We start from the raw sequence: 17,803 nt of genomic DNA on the forward strand, positions 1-17,803 counted from the left end.
TGTCATAACAAAACACCAGAAATTAAAATATACAAGTTATGAAAAGAAATATAAAAACAATAGCAGTAGCAGTTATCACATTAGTATCAACTGTTTTTTACGCACACGCTGATAGCAAACCTTTCAAAGAATTGAACAGCAAGGAAGTTGTCATGAACTATGTAGGGGCAACTCTATTGGGAAGTTCAGAATACACTAAAGAAATGTTTGCTGAGAACTTCGAATACAGCAATACCGCTAACAACGACAAATTTGGCAAGAAAGAATACGTAAACTATTTGAAATCTGTCAAAGACTTAAAATATAACTCGACACAAACTATTGAAATCGTAGATCAGGTAGGTAGCACGACGATCAGCAAAGTGACTATGGATTTCGGTACGTTCAAAAGAGTAGACTACATTACATTGATCCAATCTGCTGAAGGCTGGAAAATTAATAAAGTCGTAACGACTTATCCATAGGTACTGGTTAATTTTTGTTTAGTATGAAAGTCTGCAGGACTGCAGGCTTTTTTTAGTTATTTTAAATTGTTAAATAACTCAACTTCATAAAATCCCCACTCCCATATTTTTAGTAACTTTGGTGAAAACATTGGGACTTAAGTGAATATTCAGGAAATCTTAGCACATTACGGGAAAACAACACAAGTCACTACACTTGTAAAAGCAATTCAAAGTAAAAATCCTAAAATCCAACTCAAAGGACTTATTGGGTCATCAGATGCGATGGTGGTGGCTTCGGCGTATCATCTGCAGGAGCGTCCTTATGTCTTTATTTTGCCCACGCATGAGGAAGCATCGTACTTTTTGAGTGATTTGGAGAGCTTGTTTGACAAACAGATTTTGTTTTTTCCCGCCTCTTACCGTAAGGCTTTTGATTTTATGCAACTGGATAGTGCACACGTGTTGCAACGTGCCGAGACGCTGAGTTCGCTCAATCATACTTCCGAACTTCCGAAAATCGTGGTTACCTATCCCGAAGCCATTGCAGAGAAGGTGATCAATCGTCAGGATTTAGAGAGAAATACCTTACCGATCACACAGAATACCAAGTTGAGCATTGATTTTATCAATGAGTTCTTGTACGAATACGACTTTGAACGTGTAGATTTTGTCTACGAGCCAGGGCAGTTTGCGATTCGTGGTGGTATTGTTGATATTTTCTCTTTTTCGAATGATTTGCCTTATCGTGTAGAATTTTTTGGTGATGAGATCGAGAGTATTCGTACGTTTGATATCGAAAGCCAGCTTTCGGTGAGTAAGATTCACACCGTAACGATTGTTCCCAATGTTCAAGCAAAGTTTTTAGCCAATAATCATATTTCCATACTGGAATACATCGATAGGGATTCGGTGATTTGGATTAAAGACGTGCAATTCACATTTGATATTATCCAAGAAGGCTACAAAAAAGCTTCGCAATTGTGGAAAGCCTTGTCCGAAGCCGATCTCAAAAACAATCCAGACTTAGTAGATCCACGTTTCACGTTTATGGATGACAAGAACTTCGGTTCGATGTTGTTTGATTTTCCAAATGTGGAGTTTGGTAAGCAATTCTTCTTTAAGGCTGATGAGGTTATCAACTTTGATACCCATCCGCAACCATCCTTCAACAAGGATTTTAACTTGTTGATTCATAATTTCAAAGAAAACGAAAGCAAGAAGATAAAGAATCTGATATTTTCGGACTCGACAAAACAGGTTGAGCGAATCTATGCCATATTGGATGACATAGATAAGTCGGTGACTTTTACGCCAATATATAAAGCTCTGCGTGAAGGTTTTCGTGATGACACGATACAATTAGCTTGCTATACAGATCACCAGATTTTTGATCGCTACTATAAATACAAGCGCATCAAAGCGTATGAGCGTTCGCAGGCGATTACGTTGAAAGAATTGCGTGACCTAAAGCCAGGTGATTACATCACCCATATAGATCACGGTGTAGGTAAATATGCGGGTTTGGAAAAGGTCGAAGTGAATGGCAAGACGCAAGAGATGATTCGTCTGATCTATGCAGACAATGATCTTTTATATGTCAATATCAACTCCTTAAACCGTATTTCAAAATATTCCGGCAAGGAAGGTACAGTTCCTAAAATGAATAAGTTGGGAACGGATGCCTGGGACAAACTGAAGAAAACAACCAAGAAAAAGGTTAAAGATATCGCGCGTGACCTGATTAAATTGTATGCCGTGCGTAAAGCACAGACAGGTAATGCATTTAGTCCAGATACGTATTTGCAAAAAGAATTAGAAGCGTCCTTTATCTATGAGGACACACCAGATCAAGAAAAAGCGACCAACGATGTGAAGCGTGACATGGAGTCCCCACATCCAATGGACAGATTGGTGTGTGGCGATGTCGGTTTTGGGAAAACTGAAGTGGCTATTCGTGCTGCGTTCAAAGCTGTTGCGGACAGCAAACAAGTTGCGGTTTTGGTACCGACAACTATTTTGGCATTGCAACATTACCGTACATTCTCTGAGCGTCTAAAAGGTCTTCCAGCGAATATTGATTATATCAATCGCTTTAAGTCTACGAAGCAAATCAAAGAAACTCTTAAAAAACTCGAAGAGGGTAAAATAGATATTATCATCGGTACACATCGCTTGGTGAGCAAGGATGTGAAATTCAAAGACCTCGGTCTGATGATTATCGATGAGGAACAAAAGTTTGGTGTATCAGTCAAAGAGAAATTAAAAGTAATGCGCGCCAATGTGGATTCGATGACATTGACCGCAACACCTATTCCACGTACATTGCATTTCTCATTAATGGGCGCGCGTGACTTGAGTATTATCTCGACACCTCCACCAAACAGACAACCTGTGCAGACAGAATTGCATGTTTTTGGTGAAGCCTTGATTCAAGAAGCTGTGGCTTACGAGTTGGATCGTGGGGGACAGGTATTCTTTATTCATAACCGCGTTGCTGATTTGAAGCAACTAGGCGCAATGATTCAAAAGCTTGTCCCAGGAGCTCGCGTGGGCGTAGCACACGGACAGTTGGAAGGTGATGACTTGGAAGATGTGATGTTGAAGTTTATCAACCACGACTTTGATGTGTTAGTGGCCACGACGATTATTGAAGCTGGTTTGGACATCCCGAATGCCAATACCATTATCATCAACCATGCGCATATGTTTGGGTTAAGCGATTTGCACCAAATGCGTGGTCGTGTAGGTCGTTCGAACAAGAAAGCATTTTGTTATTTGTTGAGTCCACCGATGTCGACTTTGACACCAGAAGCGTACAAGCGTCTTTCTGCAATCGAAGAATTCTCGGAATTAGGTTCCGGATTCAATGTGGCGATGCGTGATTTGGATATTCGTGGTTCGGGTAACTTGTTGGGGGCGGAGCAATCAGGCTTTATTGCGGAAATTGGTTTTGAGATGTACAACAAGATTTTGGATGAAGCCGTTCAAGAATTGAAAGATGACGAATTTGGGGAATTGTTTGCGGACGAACAAAACAGAAAATACGTGTCGTTTACGCAAATAGATACCGACTTGGAAGTGATGATTCCAGACGAATATGTAACCAATATCGGCGAGCGGTACAACTTGTATAATGATATTGCAAAGCTCGAAAATGAACAACAGCTTACATCTTTCGAGAAAGAATTGGAAGATCGTTTTGGCCCTATTCCTGCACCGGTATTTGAGTTGTTCAACACACTGCGTTTGCAATGGCTAGGCAAAGAAATTGGTTTTGAGAAAATTTCATACAAAAAGCAAACATTAAAAGGTTTCTTTATCAGCAATGCGAAATCCAGCTATTTCGAATCAGATCAGTTTGGTAAAGTATTGGCTTTCGTTGGTTCTAACCCTTCTATTAGTAACCTAAAAGAAGTAAAAGGACAATTACGCTTAGCTTTAAGTAATATAACGACAATTGATTATGCTCTGCATTTGCTGAAGCAAATGGTGTAGGAAACTCATTTCAAGATGATTCTATTCGTGTGAATGCAATAAATGCACTACAAGTAGCTGAATTATTAGCGAAAAAAGGATTGATCTAAATAAATAATCTCATAGGATTTTTGTGAAAAGCTGTAAGTCCCGAACACGCCATTACAGTTGGAAGCATTAGGCAAACTCTCGGTCTGACGGACAGAAACTACATATAAGGCCTAAGCTGCTGGATGAGGTTGCCAAACAAACTAAAGTCCTATACTGTACAGAAGCATCAAGGTAAATGTAGCAGACACATGAGATGAAAGTTATCGTTCTTACCCGGGGAGATCTCACAGACTTGTGGAAGTTTTTTTTTCAGAAGCAAGGAGTAAAGCTAGCTGTGAGAAGTCAGCCGATTTCGTACTTGCTTACGGCAAAGCAAGGAAGGAATGAACCTTAAGTTAGTGATCAATACATGAAAATTACCTAATGAAGGACAGAATGCAGAAAATTGATAAGGTTTATCAACCTGGTCACAAAAGAATAGGGCGGAACCCGAATGCTATGTGGGAGGGCAGACTTTTATTGGGATGATTGAAAAGAACCTCACCTATACAAACACAAAAGTAGATGGACTTTTAGAACAACTCCTTGACCGCCAGAGCTTGAATACTGCCTATTTACAAGTGGTTTGTAATCGTGGTGCTTGCGGTATCGATAAGATGGGCGTCGAATCCTTAGGGGATTATCTTAGAGAGCATAAGGAGAAACTTTTAACATCCATCAAGCAAGGGAGTTACTACCCTTCTGCATTAAGACGTGTTGAAATTCCTAAAGACAATGGGTCAAAGCGAATGCTGGGCATCCCAACAGTAGTTGATCGGCTCATCCAGCAGGGCATTAGTCAAATCCTGACACCAATCTACGAACCTGAATTCAGTGACCACAGCTATGGTTTTCGTCCGGGTCGCAACGCGCATCAAGCGCTTCTCAAATGCAAGTCATACATTCAACAGGGGTATAATTATTCCGTAGACATGGACTTAGAGAAGTTCTTGGATACGGTGAATCACAGTAAACTGATTGAATTATTATCACGCACGATCAAAGATGGAAGACTGATCTCACTTATCCATCGATACTTGAGAGCAGGTGTAGAAATAAACGGAAGGACTAAAGTAACTACAGAAGGTGTACCTCAAGGAGGCCCACTAAGCCCACTTTTGAGCAATATTATGCTTCATGAACTGGACAAAGAACTGGAATCTCGAGGACACAAATTTGTACGTTACGCTGATGACCTTATGATACTTTGTCGTAGTAAACGGAGTGCCTCACGGGTTATGGAATCGATCACAAAATTTGTTGAAGGTAAGCTGATGCTTAAAGTCAATAAAGAGAAAAGCGTCGTTCGTCATGTATCCAAGATTAAATTTCTAGGCTATAGTTTCTACAATTACAGAGGGGAGTGGCGCTTACGTATTCACCCTAAAAGTCTAGGGAAGATGAAAGCTAGGATTAAATGCCTAACGGGCCGCAGTCGAGGTTGGAGCGATGAACAGCGAATTCTCTACCTGAGGGAATGCCTCACAGGCTGGATGCACTACTTTAAACTCGCGGACATGGGGAGTAATCTCCGGGATATGGATAAATGGTACCGTCGTAGGTTACGTATGGTCAAATGGAAACAATAGAAACGAATCAAGACTAAAATCACGAACCTGGTGCAACTAGGCGTGAGTAAGTACAAGGCGTATGAATGGGCCAACACAAGGAAAAGTTACTGGCACACAGCAAAAAGCTGGATACTGACAACAACCCTTTCCAACGACTATCTTAAACAACTGGGATACCCATCTTTACTGGCAGAATACAAGCGAGTTTGTGTTACAACTTAGGGAAGCGCCGTATACCGAACGGTACGTGCGGTGCTGTGGAAGGTCGGAACGGGAATTAATCCCGTTCCTCTTATCCGATTTATAATTCATTATAAGGTTGTTAATCGAAATTTCTCAGAAAGCAATCAAAAATGAAGATTTCAATTTTACTTTTGAACAAATAAAAAATGAATGGCTTGGTGAAGTTCCACCAACCGAAAGGGGAGTAGCAGAAGTTGAAGGAAAGCTTGGAGTGAAACTACCAGAGGATTACAAAGAGTTTTTGAGAATAACAAATGGTTTTTCATCCCCGAATGACATAGAGCCAAGTTTTGAAAGGATTACGGAAATTGATTATCTGAAAAACTTTGCTCCATAAATAATTGATGCGTACGATGTTCTGCCGGAATTGGATAATGCGATAATTGTAGGTGGAAAATTAGAAGAGCAACAATTTTTATTATTGCCTCCAAAATCAGAAAATGAAGATTGGAGATATCGGAAATTTGCGAACTGGTATCCGGGAGAACATGAGTTTGAAAACCTAAAAGAATATTTTAAAAATGTTCTTAGTTTTATAGTTGAACAGCATGAAAATTAAAAACTACTCGTAATAGTAATCTAAACCGCGTCATTTCGTCGTCAGGAGAAATCTTTAATTGATTTCTCACTACATTGTGTTTCTTTCGAAATGACGAAATAGTAAAAAAAATTCAATAACTACTACCTCAATAACTCCTTCAAATCATCTTGCGAAAGCGATTTTACAAAACTGTCTTCTGTAGTGATAAGTGATGTAGCGATAGACATTTTGCGGTTTTGTAGTGCCACTATTTTCTCTTCTACGGTATCCTTGCTGATAAATTTATAGATAAACACATTGCGGGTTTGTCCGATGCGGTGTGATCTATCAATAGCTTGCTGCTCGACCGCAGGATTCCACCACGGATCTAAGATAAATACATAATCCGCTTCAGTTAAGTTCAGACCAACACCACCAGCCTTGATGGAGATTAAAAAAACCTTGACAGCATCATTCTCCTTAAACTCTTGTACCGCTTGCGCTCTATCTTTCGTTGCACCGTCTAAATAGGCGAAAGGAATGTTTTTTTGCTGAAAGTAAGATTTGAATATATCCAGATGCTTTACAAATTGAGAGAAGATCAGCACTTTGTTTCCTTCGGTAGAGATAGATTCCAACATGTTGATAACAGCCTCGAATTTTCCAGAATCTTCGGTGTAATCGGCGTCAACCATTTTGGGGTGATTCGCCAGTTGGCGCAACTTGGTTAAACCTTGTAATAAAGCGATTTGATTTCCTTTCGCATTGTCATTCACTGTTCCTTCAAGCAATGCATTGCGGTATTCCGATTTTGTCGATTCGTAGAGTTCAGCTTGCGATTCATTCATCTCGCAATACACGATTTGTTCGGTTTTAGGAGGCAACTCAGTCGCTACCTGACTTTTGGTGCGTCGCAGTACAAACGGCTTTATAATCGCTTGCAAACGCTTTGCTGTACTCTCATCTTTCTTTTTCTCAATTGGAATCACAAATTCTTTTTGAAAGAAAGAATAACTTCCCAATAATCCAGGATTCGAAAAGTGCATTTGAGACCAAATATCCGACACAGAATTTTCTATAGGTGTTCCGCTCAACGCGAGTTTGTGTCTGCTTTTGAGTGATTTGATGGATTTAAAAGATTTCGATGTTGGGTTTTTAATATTTTGACTTTCGTCCAAAATAATATAGTTGAAGAAGAACTTACTAAAAAGCTCTTCATCACTACGCACTATACCATAGGTCGTAATCACTAAATCAAAATGGGTAAATGCGTACGCATCTTTGAATCTATTTGATCCTACATGCATCAGAATACGCAACTTAGGTGCAAACTTGTCTGCTTCTTTTTGCCAGTTATAAACGAGTGATGTAGGAAGCACCAGTAAAGAAGTTTTCGCATGATCGGTGCTCTTCAACTCTTCTTTTTGCTTTTGCAATAAGGCTAAAGTTTGTACCGTTTTCCCCAGACCCATGTCATCAGCTAATACACCGCCGAATTTGAATTCTTGTAAGAAATGGAACCAATTGTAACCAGCCTCTTGGTACGGACGCAAACTGCCATTAAAGTCTATTGGAGGCTCTGCTTTGGCTATCTCCTCAAAATTGCTGAGGTTTTGTAATTTACGACTCATCGTCAAAGCCGTGTGTTCGGATATTTCATGTAAAATCCCGATGTGAGCTTTATTGAGCTGAAGCCCATTCTTTTTTATCGCAAATTGAAACAAATGCTCGTACTGCGCAAACCATTCCTCTGGGATAATGGCTATTTCACCATTTGGAAGTGTAAATTCTTGAATTCTATTCAGAATATGATCACGTAGTTGTATGAAAGGAATTTTATAAGGTCCAAAATTCGCGAATGCGCGTACATCAAACCAATCGTTATCCTCGACAATCTCGATATCTAGGGTTGTCTTCCCAATAAAGAAATGCTTATCACCTGTTTCTTGTTTGATGATATAGCCCTTGGTAACTAATTCTTCTTGCTTGTGACTCAGCCATTCAAATACATTTGGGAACTCGATTTTATTGGTGGTATAGCTTCCAAATAATGAATCTTGCCTTTTTAGACCCAATTCTTCAAGGAGATTATGCTGGTTATCTTCCCAAATAACCGAACGCTTAATTCGCGTAAAGGTAAACAGATCGTTTTCCTCGTTATAAGACATGCGGACGGAAACTTTCTGGTCCGAAGTAGGGGAGAAGGTGTAATCGCCGTATTGAAAACTCAGTTGAATATGTGATTCACCATTCTGCACATAATTGAGTGTCAAAATAGGCGTAGCTTCTTCTTTGAGTGTTTTAATATCAAATCCTTCAGCATAGACCGCATATTTTTCAATCAAAGGCGAAATAAAGGTTTCATAGTATTTGCGCTCTGTGGCACGTGAAACACTGATGTATCTTTTATTAAGAAATGGGGTTAGCTTTTTGCCTTCTAAGGGTTGGTCAAAGTGATAAAGAACATTGTCCAACAAAAGCCAAGCTTGTGCATTGATGACTACTTCCGCGTTTTTGAACATAAATTCCATGCGGTGGCCATCATATTTCAATGTCGGAAAATAGCGCGTTTCTTCTTCATTTCTTCTGAAGTGAAAAAGAATAGATGTAGTCTGTTGTGCTATTCGTAGCTGTTGTTCTGCAGGATAGCCATCCTTTTTACTCATCAAATAGATTGGCTTATCACCAATCATATCCATGACCTTCAGCAGTTTCTTTTCTAATTTTGGACGAATATAGTTGCGAACTTTATCGTCAAATATTTTACTGAAATAGTCAATCGGTCGAACAGGCTTTTTGTGATATTTCTTGATTACGTTACTTTGTTCGATTTCATCAAGCAGTTTGATGATTTTATAATCCGTTTCGTTCAATGCGTCCGCAAATTCATCTACCGTATTAGTGAATACTCTTTTAGAGGAAAGCGAAAGACTACCGTTTGGATTGAGCTGTACGATATGTGGTTCGATAAGATAACCCAAATAAGGGTGCTCACCAAAAGAATATATTAATTTGTACGAATGTGAAGTATCTATCTGTTGCATCAATCTGTAGTATGTCCCTCAAAAAAGACAACTAATATACCTTGAAAATGTAGGAAGATGAAATAATACGTTAATAATACTTAAAATAATTAATCAATTTCGATTTCACCTTTAAATACAAAGTTCGCTGGACCTCTTAAATACACATTTGTAAATGTAGTTCCGGATTTATGAAATGAAATATAAAGCTGCCCACCCAATACACGAATAGGTAAAGTAATGTCGCCTTCTAAGTTTTGATCTATTGCCATTGCCATGGCTGCTGCAGTTGCACCTGTCCCGCAGGCAAAAGTTTCATCTTCAACACCGCGTTCAAAAGTGCGTACAAAATATCCATTTCCTTCTGGCTCAATGAAATTAACATTAATACCTTTTTCGCCATAAGTTGCATTATTGCGAATCGCAAAACCTTCTTTGAATACATCGAGATTTGCTAAATCTTGGACTTTCAGAATATAGTGAGGTGAACCCGTATTTAAGACGAATGCATCATTAACACGCTCAACAATTTTTACATCGATCATGCCTAAATTGACTTGGTCGGCAGTGATTTCTGCCGCGTGTGGACCGTCAACTGCCACAAAGTCAGTTTTGTCTGAAATGATTTCCAGATCTCTAGCGAATGCAACTATACAACGTCCACCATTACCACACATGGTGCCTTCGCCACCATCTGCATTGTAATAAACCATCTCAAAATCAAAATTTTCATTATATTGAAGCAACATTAAGCCATCCCCACCAATACCGAATCGGCGATCGCATAACTTTTTAACCAAATCTTTGTTATTTCTATCGAAAAGGTTACTTCTGTTATCTATCAGTACAAAATCGTTTCCTGCGCCTTGGTATTTAGAAAATTGGATTTTTCTGCTCATATATTTGAAAATTTAGCTCAAATTTAATATTCTTGTTACAAAACTAAAGCAAATTTGTTAAAACTTGTTAAATAGCTTGTTTACACGTGATTTGTTAACAAAATTTAACTGACAAAGGATATGTCATCTGCCAATATGGTATTAGATTTGAATGCCACAAGATAAGAATAGAAATACAATAATTAAGAATTTTAAAACAGCAATAAATAATATGAGAAAAATAGGAATAAGTTTATTGACAGCTGTCTTAGGTGGAGCAATAGCTGTAGGTGGATACAAATTGTTTGAAGACAAACAGTTTGGAAACATGACACTAGAAGAACAGCAAAAAGTATATTATGCAAATAATCCTTCGGCAGAAATTATGTCGTCGACAGGAAATCCAGATTTCACGCAGGCAGCAGCAGCGGTATCTCCTGGAGTAGTGCATATAAAAGTGACAATGACTGCGCGCGGATCGCAACGCGGTGGTGGAAGTTCTCCATTCGATATGTTTGAGGAATTTTTCGGTGCACCACAACGTCGTCAGCAAGCACAACCTCGTCAACAGCAAGCTTCTGGGTCTGGTGTGATTTTGACTCCTGATGGTTACATCGTGACAAACAATCACGTTGTTGAAAATGCAGATAAAATCGAAGTACAACTGACAGATAAACGCACTTTCGAAGCTAAAGTCATTGGAAAAGATGCCAACACGGATTTAGCTTTATTAAAAGTGAATGCTACAAATTTGCCTATGGTAAAAATGGGTGATTCGGATAATGTACAAATTGGTGAGTGGGTATTAGCTGTAGGTTATCCATTGAGTTTACAATCCACGGTAACAGCGGGTATCGTTAGTGCAAAAGGTCGTCAAATTGGTATTTTGGGAGATTCACAGCAACAACAGCCTCGTGGCTTCGGTGATCAAGATCAACAAATTATCAATACAGCGATTGAGTCATTTATTCAAACAGATGCGGTAATTAACAAAGGTAATAGTGGCGGAGCGTTGGTGAATGCGCGTGGTGAATTAATTGGTATCAACTCAGCGATTGCTTCTCCAACAGGTGTATATGCAGGATATGGATTTGCTATCCCAATTAACTTGGCTAAAAAGATTTTGGATGACTTTAAAGAATTCGGTAGTGTAAAACGCGGTTTTATTGGTGTAACATTCACTGAAATGAACGAAGCATTGCGTAAAGAAAAAGGTATTGATGACGTTAACGGTCTTTATGTGCAAAATGTTGTAAAAGGTGGTGCTGCAGAAAGTGCTGGTATCAAAGGCGGTGACATTATTACTAAAATCGAAGGCAGAACTATTTACTCATCTTCAGATTTACAAGAGCGTGTAGCTAGACTTCGTCCAGGTGACAAAGTAAAAATCACATACAAGCGTGAGGGCAAAGAGAAAGATGTAAACTTAACGTTAAAAGCTGAAGAAGATACAAAAGGGAAAGGCGGTGAAGATGGACCAAGTGCAAGTGCAACCGAAATCTTCAATAAATTAGGTGCTAGTTTCATTCCTGCAACGGATGCACGTAAGAAAGAATTGGGTGTGTCGTCTGGAGTTATCGTGACTCAAGTACACAGAGGTGGTGTTTTCGAATACTTCGGTGTAGAAAAAGGTTTAGTAATTACTGAAGTAAATGGAAAAGCGGTGAACAGTGTGGATGATGTAGAATCAGCATTGTCATCAACAAGACGAAATATTGTACGTATCAAAGGTGTGCCTCAACGCGGTAGCACAGTTGAACTAAATGTTCCTATTGAATACTAATAGCAATACTTAATTGATATAAAATGGCTTTCTTCGGGAAGCCATTTTTGTTTTTACAGAATAAAAAGACATTTTTGTGCTATGAAGATTTTAATGGTTTGTTTAGGAAATATTTGTCGATCGCCATTGGCACACGGCATTTTACAATATATAGCAGATAGTAAAAATTTAGGCTGGGAAGTAGATTCTGCAGGAACAGGTGATTGGCATGTCGGTCAGTGTCCAGATAGACGCAGTATTGATGTAGCTAAGAAATACGGAGTGGATATTTCTACACAGAAAGCACAACATTTTACAACGGCGTTATTCGATAAATACGATCGTATTTTAGTTATGGATAGACAGAATTATAATGATGTAATTCGACTTGCGCAAAATGATGCTCAAAAGGCGAAAGTGTCGCTGTTTTTGGACGACGATATTGTGCCAGATCCGTATTACGATGACGCGATGTTTGAGCCAGTATATGCGATGGTGGAGAAAAGATGTCAAGATCTCATCTTGAAATTGTCCAAATAACGTAACGATTAAATCAGGCTGTGCCAAAACCAAATTATAAATAGTATTTTGGCGCAATAGCTAGTATATGAAAGCAACAGAAGTAAATCAAAAGTGGAATGTTCTTCGGGAAGCCATTGCGCAAAGTTTCGACATGGAATTACCGGATCTGAAAGTCATGCTATTTTTGATCGGTGTACAGGAATTGGGAAAAGGACCAAAACAATTTTCGAAACGAGAAAAAGAAGAACTGATGCATATTGCAACATGCAGGTTGTTTTCTTCGATGGGTTTTTATGAGTTGGAAGGTTCAGACGAGGATGGTTGGCCGCATTGGAAATTAGTAAAACCCGTTCCTAATTATACATTATTAGAGCAAGAGTTGATCATGAAATCGTTGATTATTGATTACTTCCAAGATTTAGATTTTATATAAAATAATATAAATGAAAAGAATAGTTTTAAGTCTCGTTTTGACTTTTTTCGTAATGCAAAGTTTTGCACAAAAGCCACAACATTACTATATAGAAATCAAAACCAACAAAGGTGTAATGCTGGCGCAATTGTATAACCAAACACCCAAGCATCGTGACAACTTCAAGAAGTTAGTGAGTGAAAGATATTACGATGGTATTCTATTTCACCGTGTGATTAAAAATTTCATGATTCAAGGTGGTGATCCTGAATCTAAGAAGTCCACAACCACAAGTCTAACTGTACTGGGTAATGGTGGACCAGATTATAAAATCAATTCTGAAATTCAAGAAGGGTTATTTCACAAAAAAGGTGTATTAGGCGCGGCAAGAGACAATAATCCTGCAAAGTCATCATCCGGTTCGCAATTTTACATTGTGCAAGGACGTAAGTTCTCAGATGCTGGTTTAGATTCCTTGGTAACTATGCGTATGCAAGGAAAGCAATTCTCAGAACAACAGCGTGAAGCTTATAAAACCATTGGCGGTACGCCTCATTTGGATGGCAACTACACAGTCTTTGGCGAGGTTTTAAAAGGAATTGAGGCTGTCGATCAAATCGCTGCTGTATCCACAAATAATGTTGATAGACCGATTACAGATGAGCCAATGCATATTCGTTTGTTGACACGTCGCGAAGCAATAAATACTGAAAGAGAAATGAATGGGTTAAAACCTAAAAATGGTTTTTTTACTAAATTATTTGACGGATTCAAGTCCAAAAACTACAAACTCTAATCTATGAAAATAATCACATACAATGTCAATGGACTACGAGCTGCATTAAAAAAAGATTGGTTAGGATGGTTGTCGGAGGTTAATCCAGATGTCGTTTGTTTGCAAGAAATAAAAGCTACACCCGATCAAGTACCAGAAATTCTATTTTTGGAACAAATGGGGTATGAGCATTATTGGTATCCCGCGCAGAAAAAGGGTTATAGCGGTACGGCAATCTTAACTAAGATTACACCAAAACATGTAGAGTACGGTTGCGGTCACGAAGATTATGATTTCGAAGGTAGGGTAATTCGTGCAGACTTTGATGATGTGTCGGTTATGAGTACCTATTTTCCGTCAGGAACTACGGGTGATGTACGTCAAGATTTTAAATATAGATTCTTGGATGATTTTCACCAATATGCGCATAAGTTGCTCGTGGAACATCCTAATTTGGTTATTAGTGGCGATTATAATATTTGTCACCGTGCTATCGATATTCACAATCCAAAATCAAATGCGAATACTTCCGGATTTTTGCCTGCTGAGCGTGAGTGGATGGAGAATTTTATTAATTCTGGATTTATAGATACATTTCGTTCGCTGAACCCTGATCCACATCATTATACGTGGTGGAGCTATAGAGCCGGATCAAGAGGCAAAAACTTAGGTTGGCGTATTGATTACAATATGGCTTCGCAAGCTTTGCAAGATAGAATTGTTGGGGCTAAAATATTACCAGATGCGGTGCATTCAGATCACTGTCCTGTGCTTTTAGAGTTAGCTTAAAAAAATAAGGAGAAACATTGTTTCTCCTTTATTTTTTATATGTTGCCGAACACTTTTGTGTTTCTTCGACTTTGCATCGGATAAGCGTACAAGCGTTGTCTCTAAGCTGTTGCGGTGCTATAACTTCTACGAGATGCTGTGCAATATTTTCAGCTGTTGGGTTAAATGGGACGATAACTAGACTTTCGGCTGTAAGCTTTTGTAATTCTTCAAGCATAGGATCATTTTCCCAAATCAAGAACTTGTGATCATAATTGTCTTCAAGCCACATGCACAATTTTTCTTTGATAACAGAAAAATCCAAAACACGACCTACCTCATCCAATTGTGCTGCTGCTACTTCAAAATGTATTCTATAATTATGCCCATGCAAAAATCTGCATTTTCCTTCGTGCCCAACTACTCTATGTCCACATGAAATATCATGATATCGCTCTGCTGTAATCATGGCACAAATATAATGTTATTTTATCAATCGATCTTGAAGCTGATGAATATTGTCTACAGTGAGCTGTTGCATGACTTGGTATAGATGCGCTTTAAACATGTTGATCGTATGTTCTCCACCTTCTTCCCCTAACGCACCTACGCCATACATAAATGGACGTCCCATAAAGTTGAATTCTGATCCTACGGCATGTGCTCTTGCTAAGTCTACACCCGAACGAATCCCTCCATCCATCATGATTTTTAGCTTACTCTTGTACGATGGGTTGGATGCTAATTTCATTAATGACACGATGGATGACTCTCCAGCATCTACCTGTCTACCGCCATGGTTGGAAACTATAACCCCATCTACTCCGAGTTGGATCGAAGCTTCCATATCTTCTTCTGTCGCAATGCCTTTTAGTACCAATGGACCTTTCCAAATATCACGAATGGCTTTCACTTTTTCCATATTTACCTTCCCTGTGAATGTACGGTTCATAAACTGTCCCAGTTGTGCCATATCTAATCCTTTTTCCATGTAAGGTTTTAGCGTCGCGAAAGAAGGAATACCATGCTTCAATGTCTGAATACCCCAAGTAGGTCTTATCAACGTCTGGAGAATATTCGTAATATTCATTTTAGGAGGCATTGACAATCCGCTTTTAATCTCTCTATAGCGTAATCCAAAGGATGGAACGTCTACAAGAACGACCAATACCGGACACTCAACAGCTTTAAGGCGATTTAAGATGTCATCACGTAACCTGTTTTCTGTAGGATGGTATAATTGAAACCAAGCTTTACCATCAGAAACTTCAGCAATGCGTTCTATACTACTTGTTGATACGGTACTCAGCGTGTAAGGAATATCATGTTTTGCCGCAGCTTTGGCAAGAATCTCAGGTGCATTAGGCCACATTAATCCCTGAAGCCCAATAGGAGATACACCAAAAGGTGCACTGTATCGGCGTCCAAATAATTCGACGGACATATCAATCTCTTCGCCTACACGTAAATATTGCGGTTTAAGCAATATATTATCGAAGTCGTTTTCATTGCGCACGAGATTTAATTCCTCATTGCAACCCCCATCTAGGTAATCAAATGCGAATTTAGGAATACGTTGTTTTGCTTTTTTTCTTAAATCAGCAACGGAAGGATATTGACGATTATATTCAAAAATTGGTTTTGCAGACATTGGTTAAATTATTTGTCGCAAAGATAATTAAAAGTGTGAACTTGCTGTCCTGAACTATTATGAAAATTATAATATTAGTTTAGAATAAATGTGTTTTCCACTTTTATCTGTCCCATAAAACAAAATATATTCTGCTTCGATGTTTATTCCTGTTGAACCCTCCTTCAAGTAGATAAATAAATTATTAATACGGATATATTTTCCTGCAATAGTAGTTTCTACAAATGGTTTGTTTTGTGTATCAAACTTTAAATATAATTTTTGGGAAGGATAGGAGACGAGTGTGATTTCGTAATGATTATCACCTAATTTTTCTGTTTTAACCCCATATGCATAGCGTCGCTGAATGCCTGTCAAAGGCTTTATTTCCCCATTTTGATCAAATAATTGTCGACTTATTTTTATGGGTTCTTTGTCATTAAGTCGGAGGTTTGAAGTGTAATTTGGCTGATAAATAAAGGTGTTTTTCCCGCGATTGTGTTGAATGTAAAATAAAATGTCTTTGGCTGTTGGTTTGGGGTATCCATCTTGCGAAAAGCCTAAAGAAAAATTTGATAAAAACAGAAATAATAAAACGAGCTTCTTCATGTATATTCTTCCTCACAAAAACTACATTAAGATAGTTACAAAATCACCAATTAGCAATAAATACACTGTCATTAAACTTATTAAATTTTAATAAAAGATTGATTAGTAGAAAAGCCTCTCTATTTTAGGTAGAAAGGCTTTATTATTTTGTTGAGAATTTGATTTTAATCTCTTCTTCCACCCATAAATTTTGATATTAACCAAATAATCAGCGCAATTACAATAACTACGATTATAATACCAGACCACATGCCGGCTTTGAATATTCCTCCGATTACCTCGCAACTTGAAAGTAGTGTGATAGTGGATAATATTGCTGCTAATAAACCTATTCTTTTCATAATTGATATGTGTTTTATTGTAGAACAAGTTAATGGCTAGGTTGTTTGGTTATTATTAACTTTGTTTAATTTGAAAAAATTATATCCAATAAAGAGCACCATAAATAGATAATAAAGGACTGGAGTTAGAAATTAAGAACACTATCTCTAGAGTTTGAGAATTCGGGAGCTATTATTGTTATTATTCCAGTAAATAATACGATTATAGTTAAAGATAAAAACAACAATCCAATGAGATTGATTTTTACTATCTTTTTTAAATTGATTTTATAAAGATCATTTTTATTTTGTTTATAATATCCACTGATTAAAGGAACAATTAACCCTAAAAGAGGATTTACAAACAATAATAATGAAGATAGATATAATGCCTTTATACTACCATTTTGGTTTTCATCAATACTAATTTGATTTACGTTTTGCATAATAATTTCTTCTAACGGTATATCTAATACGATGCAAATTTGGCGAAGACTAAAACCACTTATTTCCTCTGTTCCCTTTTCGATACGTTGCATTGTACGTAGTGATACTCCAGCCTTACCCGCAAGTTCTTGTTGGGTAAAACCTTTGGCTTTACGAGCAGTTTTAATGATTTCGTTATAATTTGGATTATTCATGACACAAAGTTGGTTTATTATGCTTTAAACAAAGAATTATCGATATGCCAATAATACGACAATTGTGTGAAATAATGCGATTAACAAAAAACCTCCCGCAATTTTGACATCGCGAGAGG

At 38.1% G+C, this 17,803-nt stretch carries 17 protein-coding genes; 10 read left to right on the forward strand and 7 right to left on the reverse strand.

The genetic code is table 11. The annotated features are described in order from the left end of the window. Positions 1–38: 38 nt before the first annotated feature. The 5 genes from FLS47_RS00150 to FLS47_RS18335 all read left to right on the forward strand — a co-directional run bounded on the left by FLS47_RS00150 (position 39) and on the right by FLS47_RS18335 (position 6,383). Complete coding sequence (locus FLS47_RS00150) at positions 39–464, forward strand: nuclear transport factor 2 family protein (protein ID WP_149912382.1); 426 nt, start codon at positions 39–41, stop codon at positions 462–464. Between the two features lie 141 nt (positions 465–605). Beyond that, positions 606–3,941: a transcription-repair coupling factor gene (gene mfd, locus FLS47_RS00155; protein ID WP_149912383.1), complete on the forward strand. Its 3,336-nt coding sequence runs from the start codon at positions 606–608 to the stop codon at positions 3,939–3,941. A 530-nt stretch (positions 3,942–4,471) separates the two neighbouring features. Further along, positions 4,472–5,599, forward strand: coding sequence for a group II intron reverse transcriptase/maturase (gene ltrA, locus FLS47_RS00160; RefSeq protein WP_223225060.1), 1,128 nt, complete (start codon positions 4,472–4,474; stop codon positions 5,597–5,599). Between the two features lie 301 nt (positions 5,600–5,900). Beyond that, the gene (locus tag FLS47_RS18330; RefSeq protein WP_223225061.1) at positions 5,901–6,161 is read left to right on the forward strand and encodes an SMI1/KNR4 family protein; all 261 of its coding nucleotides are present in this window, start codon (positions 5,901–5,903) and stop codon (positions 6,159–6,161) included. 30 nt (positions 6,162–6,191) lie between these two features. Next, positions 6,192–6,383: a hypothetical protein gene (locus FLS47_RS18335; RefSeq protein ID WP_223225062.1), complete on the forward strand. Its 192-nt coding sequence runs from the start codon at positions 6,192–6,194 to the stop codon at positions 6,381–6,383. 122 nt (positions 6,384–6,505) lie between these two features. Here FLS47_RS18335 and FLS47_RS00170 read toward each other — a convergent pair whose 3' ends face one another. Continuing rightward, positions 6,506–9,388, reverse strand: coding sequence for a DEAD/DEAH box helicase (locus FLS47_RS00170; protein ID WP_149912384.1), 2,883 nt, complete (start codon positions 9,386–9,388; stop codon positions 6,506–6,508). Positions 9,389–9,477: 89 nt separating this feature from the next. Next, positions 9,478–10,266: a diaminopimelate epimerase gene (gene dapF, locus FLS47_RS00175; protein ID WP_149912385.1), complete on the reverse strand. Its 789-nt coding sequence runs from the start codon at positions 10,264–10,266 to the stop codon at positions 9,478–9,480. 211 nt (positions 10,267–10,477) lie between these two features. On the opposite strand from dapF, the gene FLS47_RS00180 reads away from it, so the two are divergent. The 5 genes from FLS47_RS00180 (at position 10,478) to FLS47_RS00200 (ending at position 14,505) form a co-directional block, all read left to right on the forward strand. After that, positions 10,478–12,028: a Do family serine endopeptidase gene (locus tag FLS47_RS00180; protein WP_149912386.1), complete on the forward strand. Its 1,551-nt coding sequence runs from the start codon at positions 10,478–10,480 to the stop codon at positions 12,026–12,028. A gap of 81 nt (positions 12,029–12,109) precedes the next feature. After that, positions 12,110–12,547, forward strand: coding sequence for a low molecular weight protein-tyrosine-phosphatase (locus tag FLS47_RS00185; protein ID WP_149912387.1), 438 nt, complete (start codon positions 12,110–12,112; stop codon positions 12,545–12,547). Positions 12,548–12,614: 67 nt separating this feature from the next. Continuing rightward, on the forward strand, positions 12,615–12,962 hold the full coding sequence (locus FLS47_RS00190; protein ID WP_149912388.1) for a hypothetical protein: 348 nt from the start codon (positions 12,615–12,617) through the stop codon (positions 12,960–12,962). A gap of 10 nt (positions 12,963–12,972) precedes the next feature. Further along, complete coding sequence (locus FLS47_RS00195; RefSeq protein WP_149912389.1) at positions 12,973–13,737, forward strand: peptidylprolyl isomerase; 765 nt, start codon at positions 12,973–12,975, stop codon at positions 13,735–13,737. Positions 13,738–13,740: 3 nt separating this feature from the next. Continuing rightward, positions 13,741–14,505, forward strand: a complete 765-nt coding sequence (locus FLS47_RS00200) for an exodeoxyribonuclease III (protein WP_149912390.1) — start codon at positions 13,741–13,743, stop codon at positions 14,503–14,505. A 28-nt stretch (positions 14,506–14,533) separates the two neighbouring features. Here the strand turns inward: FLS47_RS00200 and FLS47_RS00205 are convergent, their stop codons facing one another. From FLS47_RS00205 to FLS47_RS00220, 5 genes are all read right to left on the reverse strand, one after another. After that, complete coding sequence (locus tag FLS47_RS00205; RefSeq protein ID WP_149912391.1) at positions 14,534–14,953, reverse strand: 6-pyruvoyl trahydropterin synthase family protein; 420 nt, start codon at positions 14,951–14,953, stop codon at positions 14,534–14,536. 15 nt (positions 14,954–14,968) lie between these two features. After that, positions 14,969–16,135, reverse strand: coding sequence for an alpha-hydroxy acid oxidase (locus FLS47_RS00210; RefSeq protein ID WP_149912392.1), 1,167 nt, complete (start codon positions 16,133–16,135; stop codon positions 14,969–14,971). Positions 16,136–16,201: 66 nt separating this feature from the next. After that, the gene (locus FLS47_RS00215) at positions 16,202–16,723 is read right to left on the reverse strand and encodes a DUF4833 domain-containing protein (protein WP_149912393.1); all 522 of its coding nucleotides are present in this window, start codon (positions 16,721–16,723) and stop codon (positions 16,202–16,204) included. Between the two features lie 164 nt (positions 16,724–16,887). After that, positions 16,888–17,064 carry a hypothetical protein gene (locus tag FLS47_RS18180; RefSeq protein ID WP_188347319.1) on the reverse strand — a complete coding sequence of 59 codons (177 nt, stop codon included), beginning with the start codon at positions 17,062–17,064 and terminating at the stop codon, positions 16,888–16,890. Between the two features lie 125 nt (positions 17,065–17,189). Further along, positions 17,190–17,684 (reverse strand): helix-turn-helix domain-containing protein, encoded by a 495-nt coding sequence (locus tag FLS47_RS00220; RefSeq protein ID WP_149912394.1) that lies wholly within the window; start codon positions 17,682–17,684, stop codon positions 17,190–17,192. Positions 17,685–17,803 lie beyond the last annotated feature (119 nt).

The sequence above is a fragment of the Sphingobacterium cavernae genome, from assembly GCF_008520265.1.
Classification (GTDB): Bacteria; Bacteroidota; Bacteroidia; order Sphingobacteriales; family Sphingobacteriaceae; genus Sphingobacterium; species Sphingobacterium cavernae.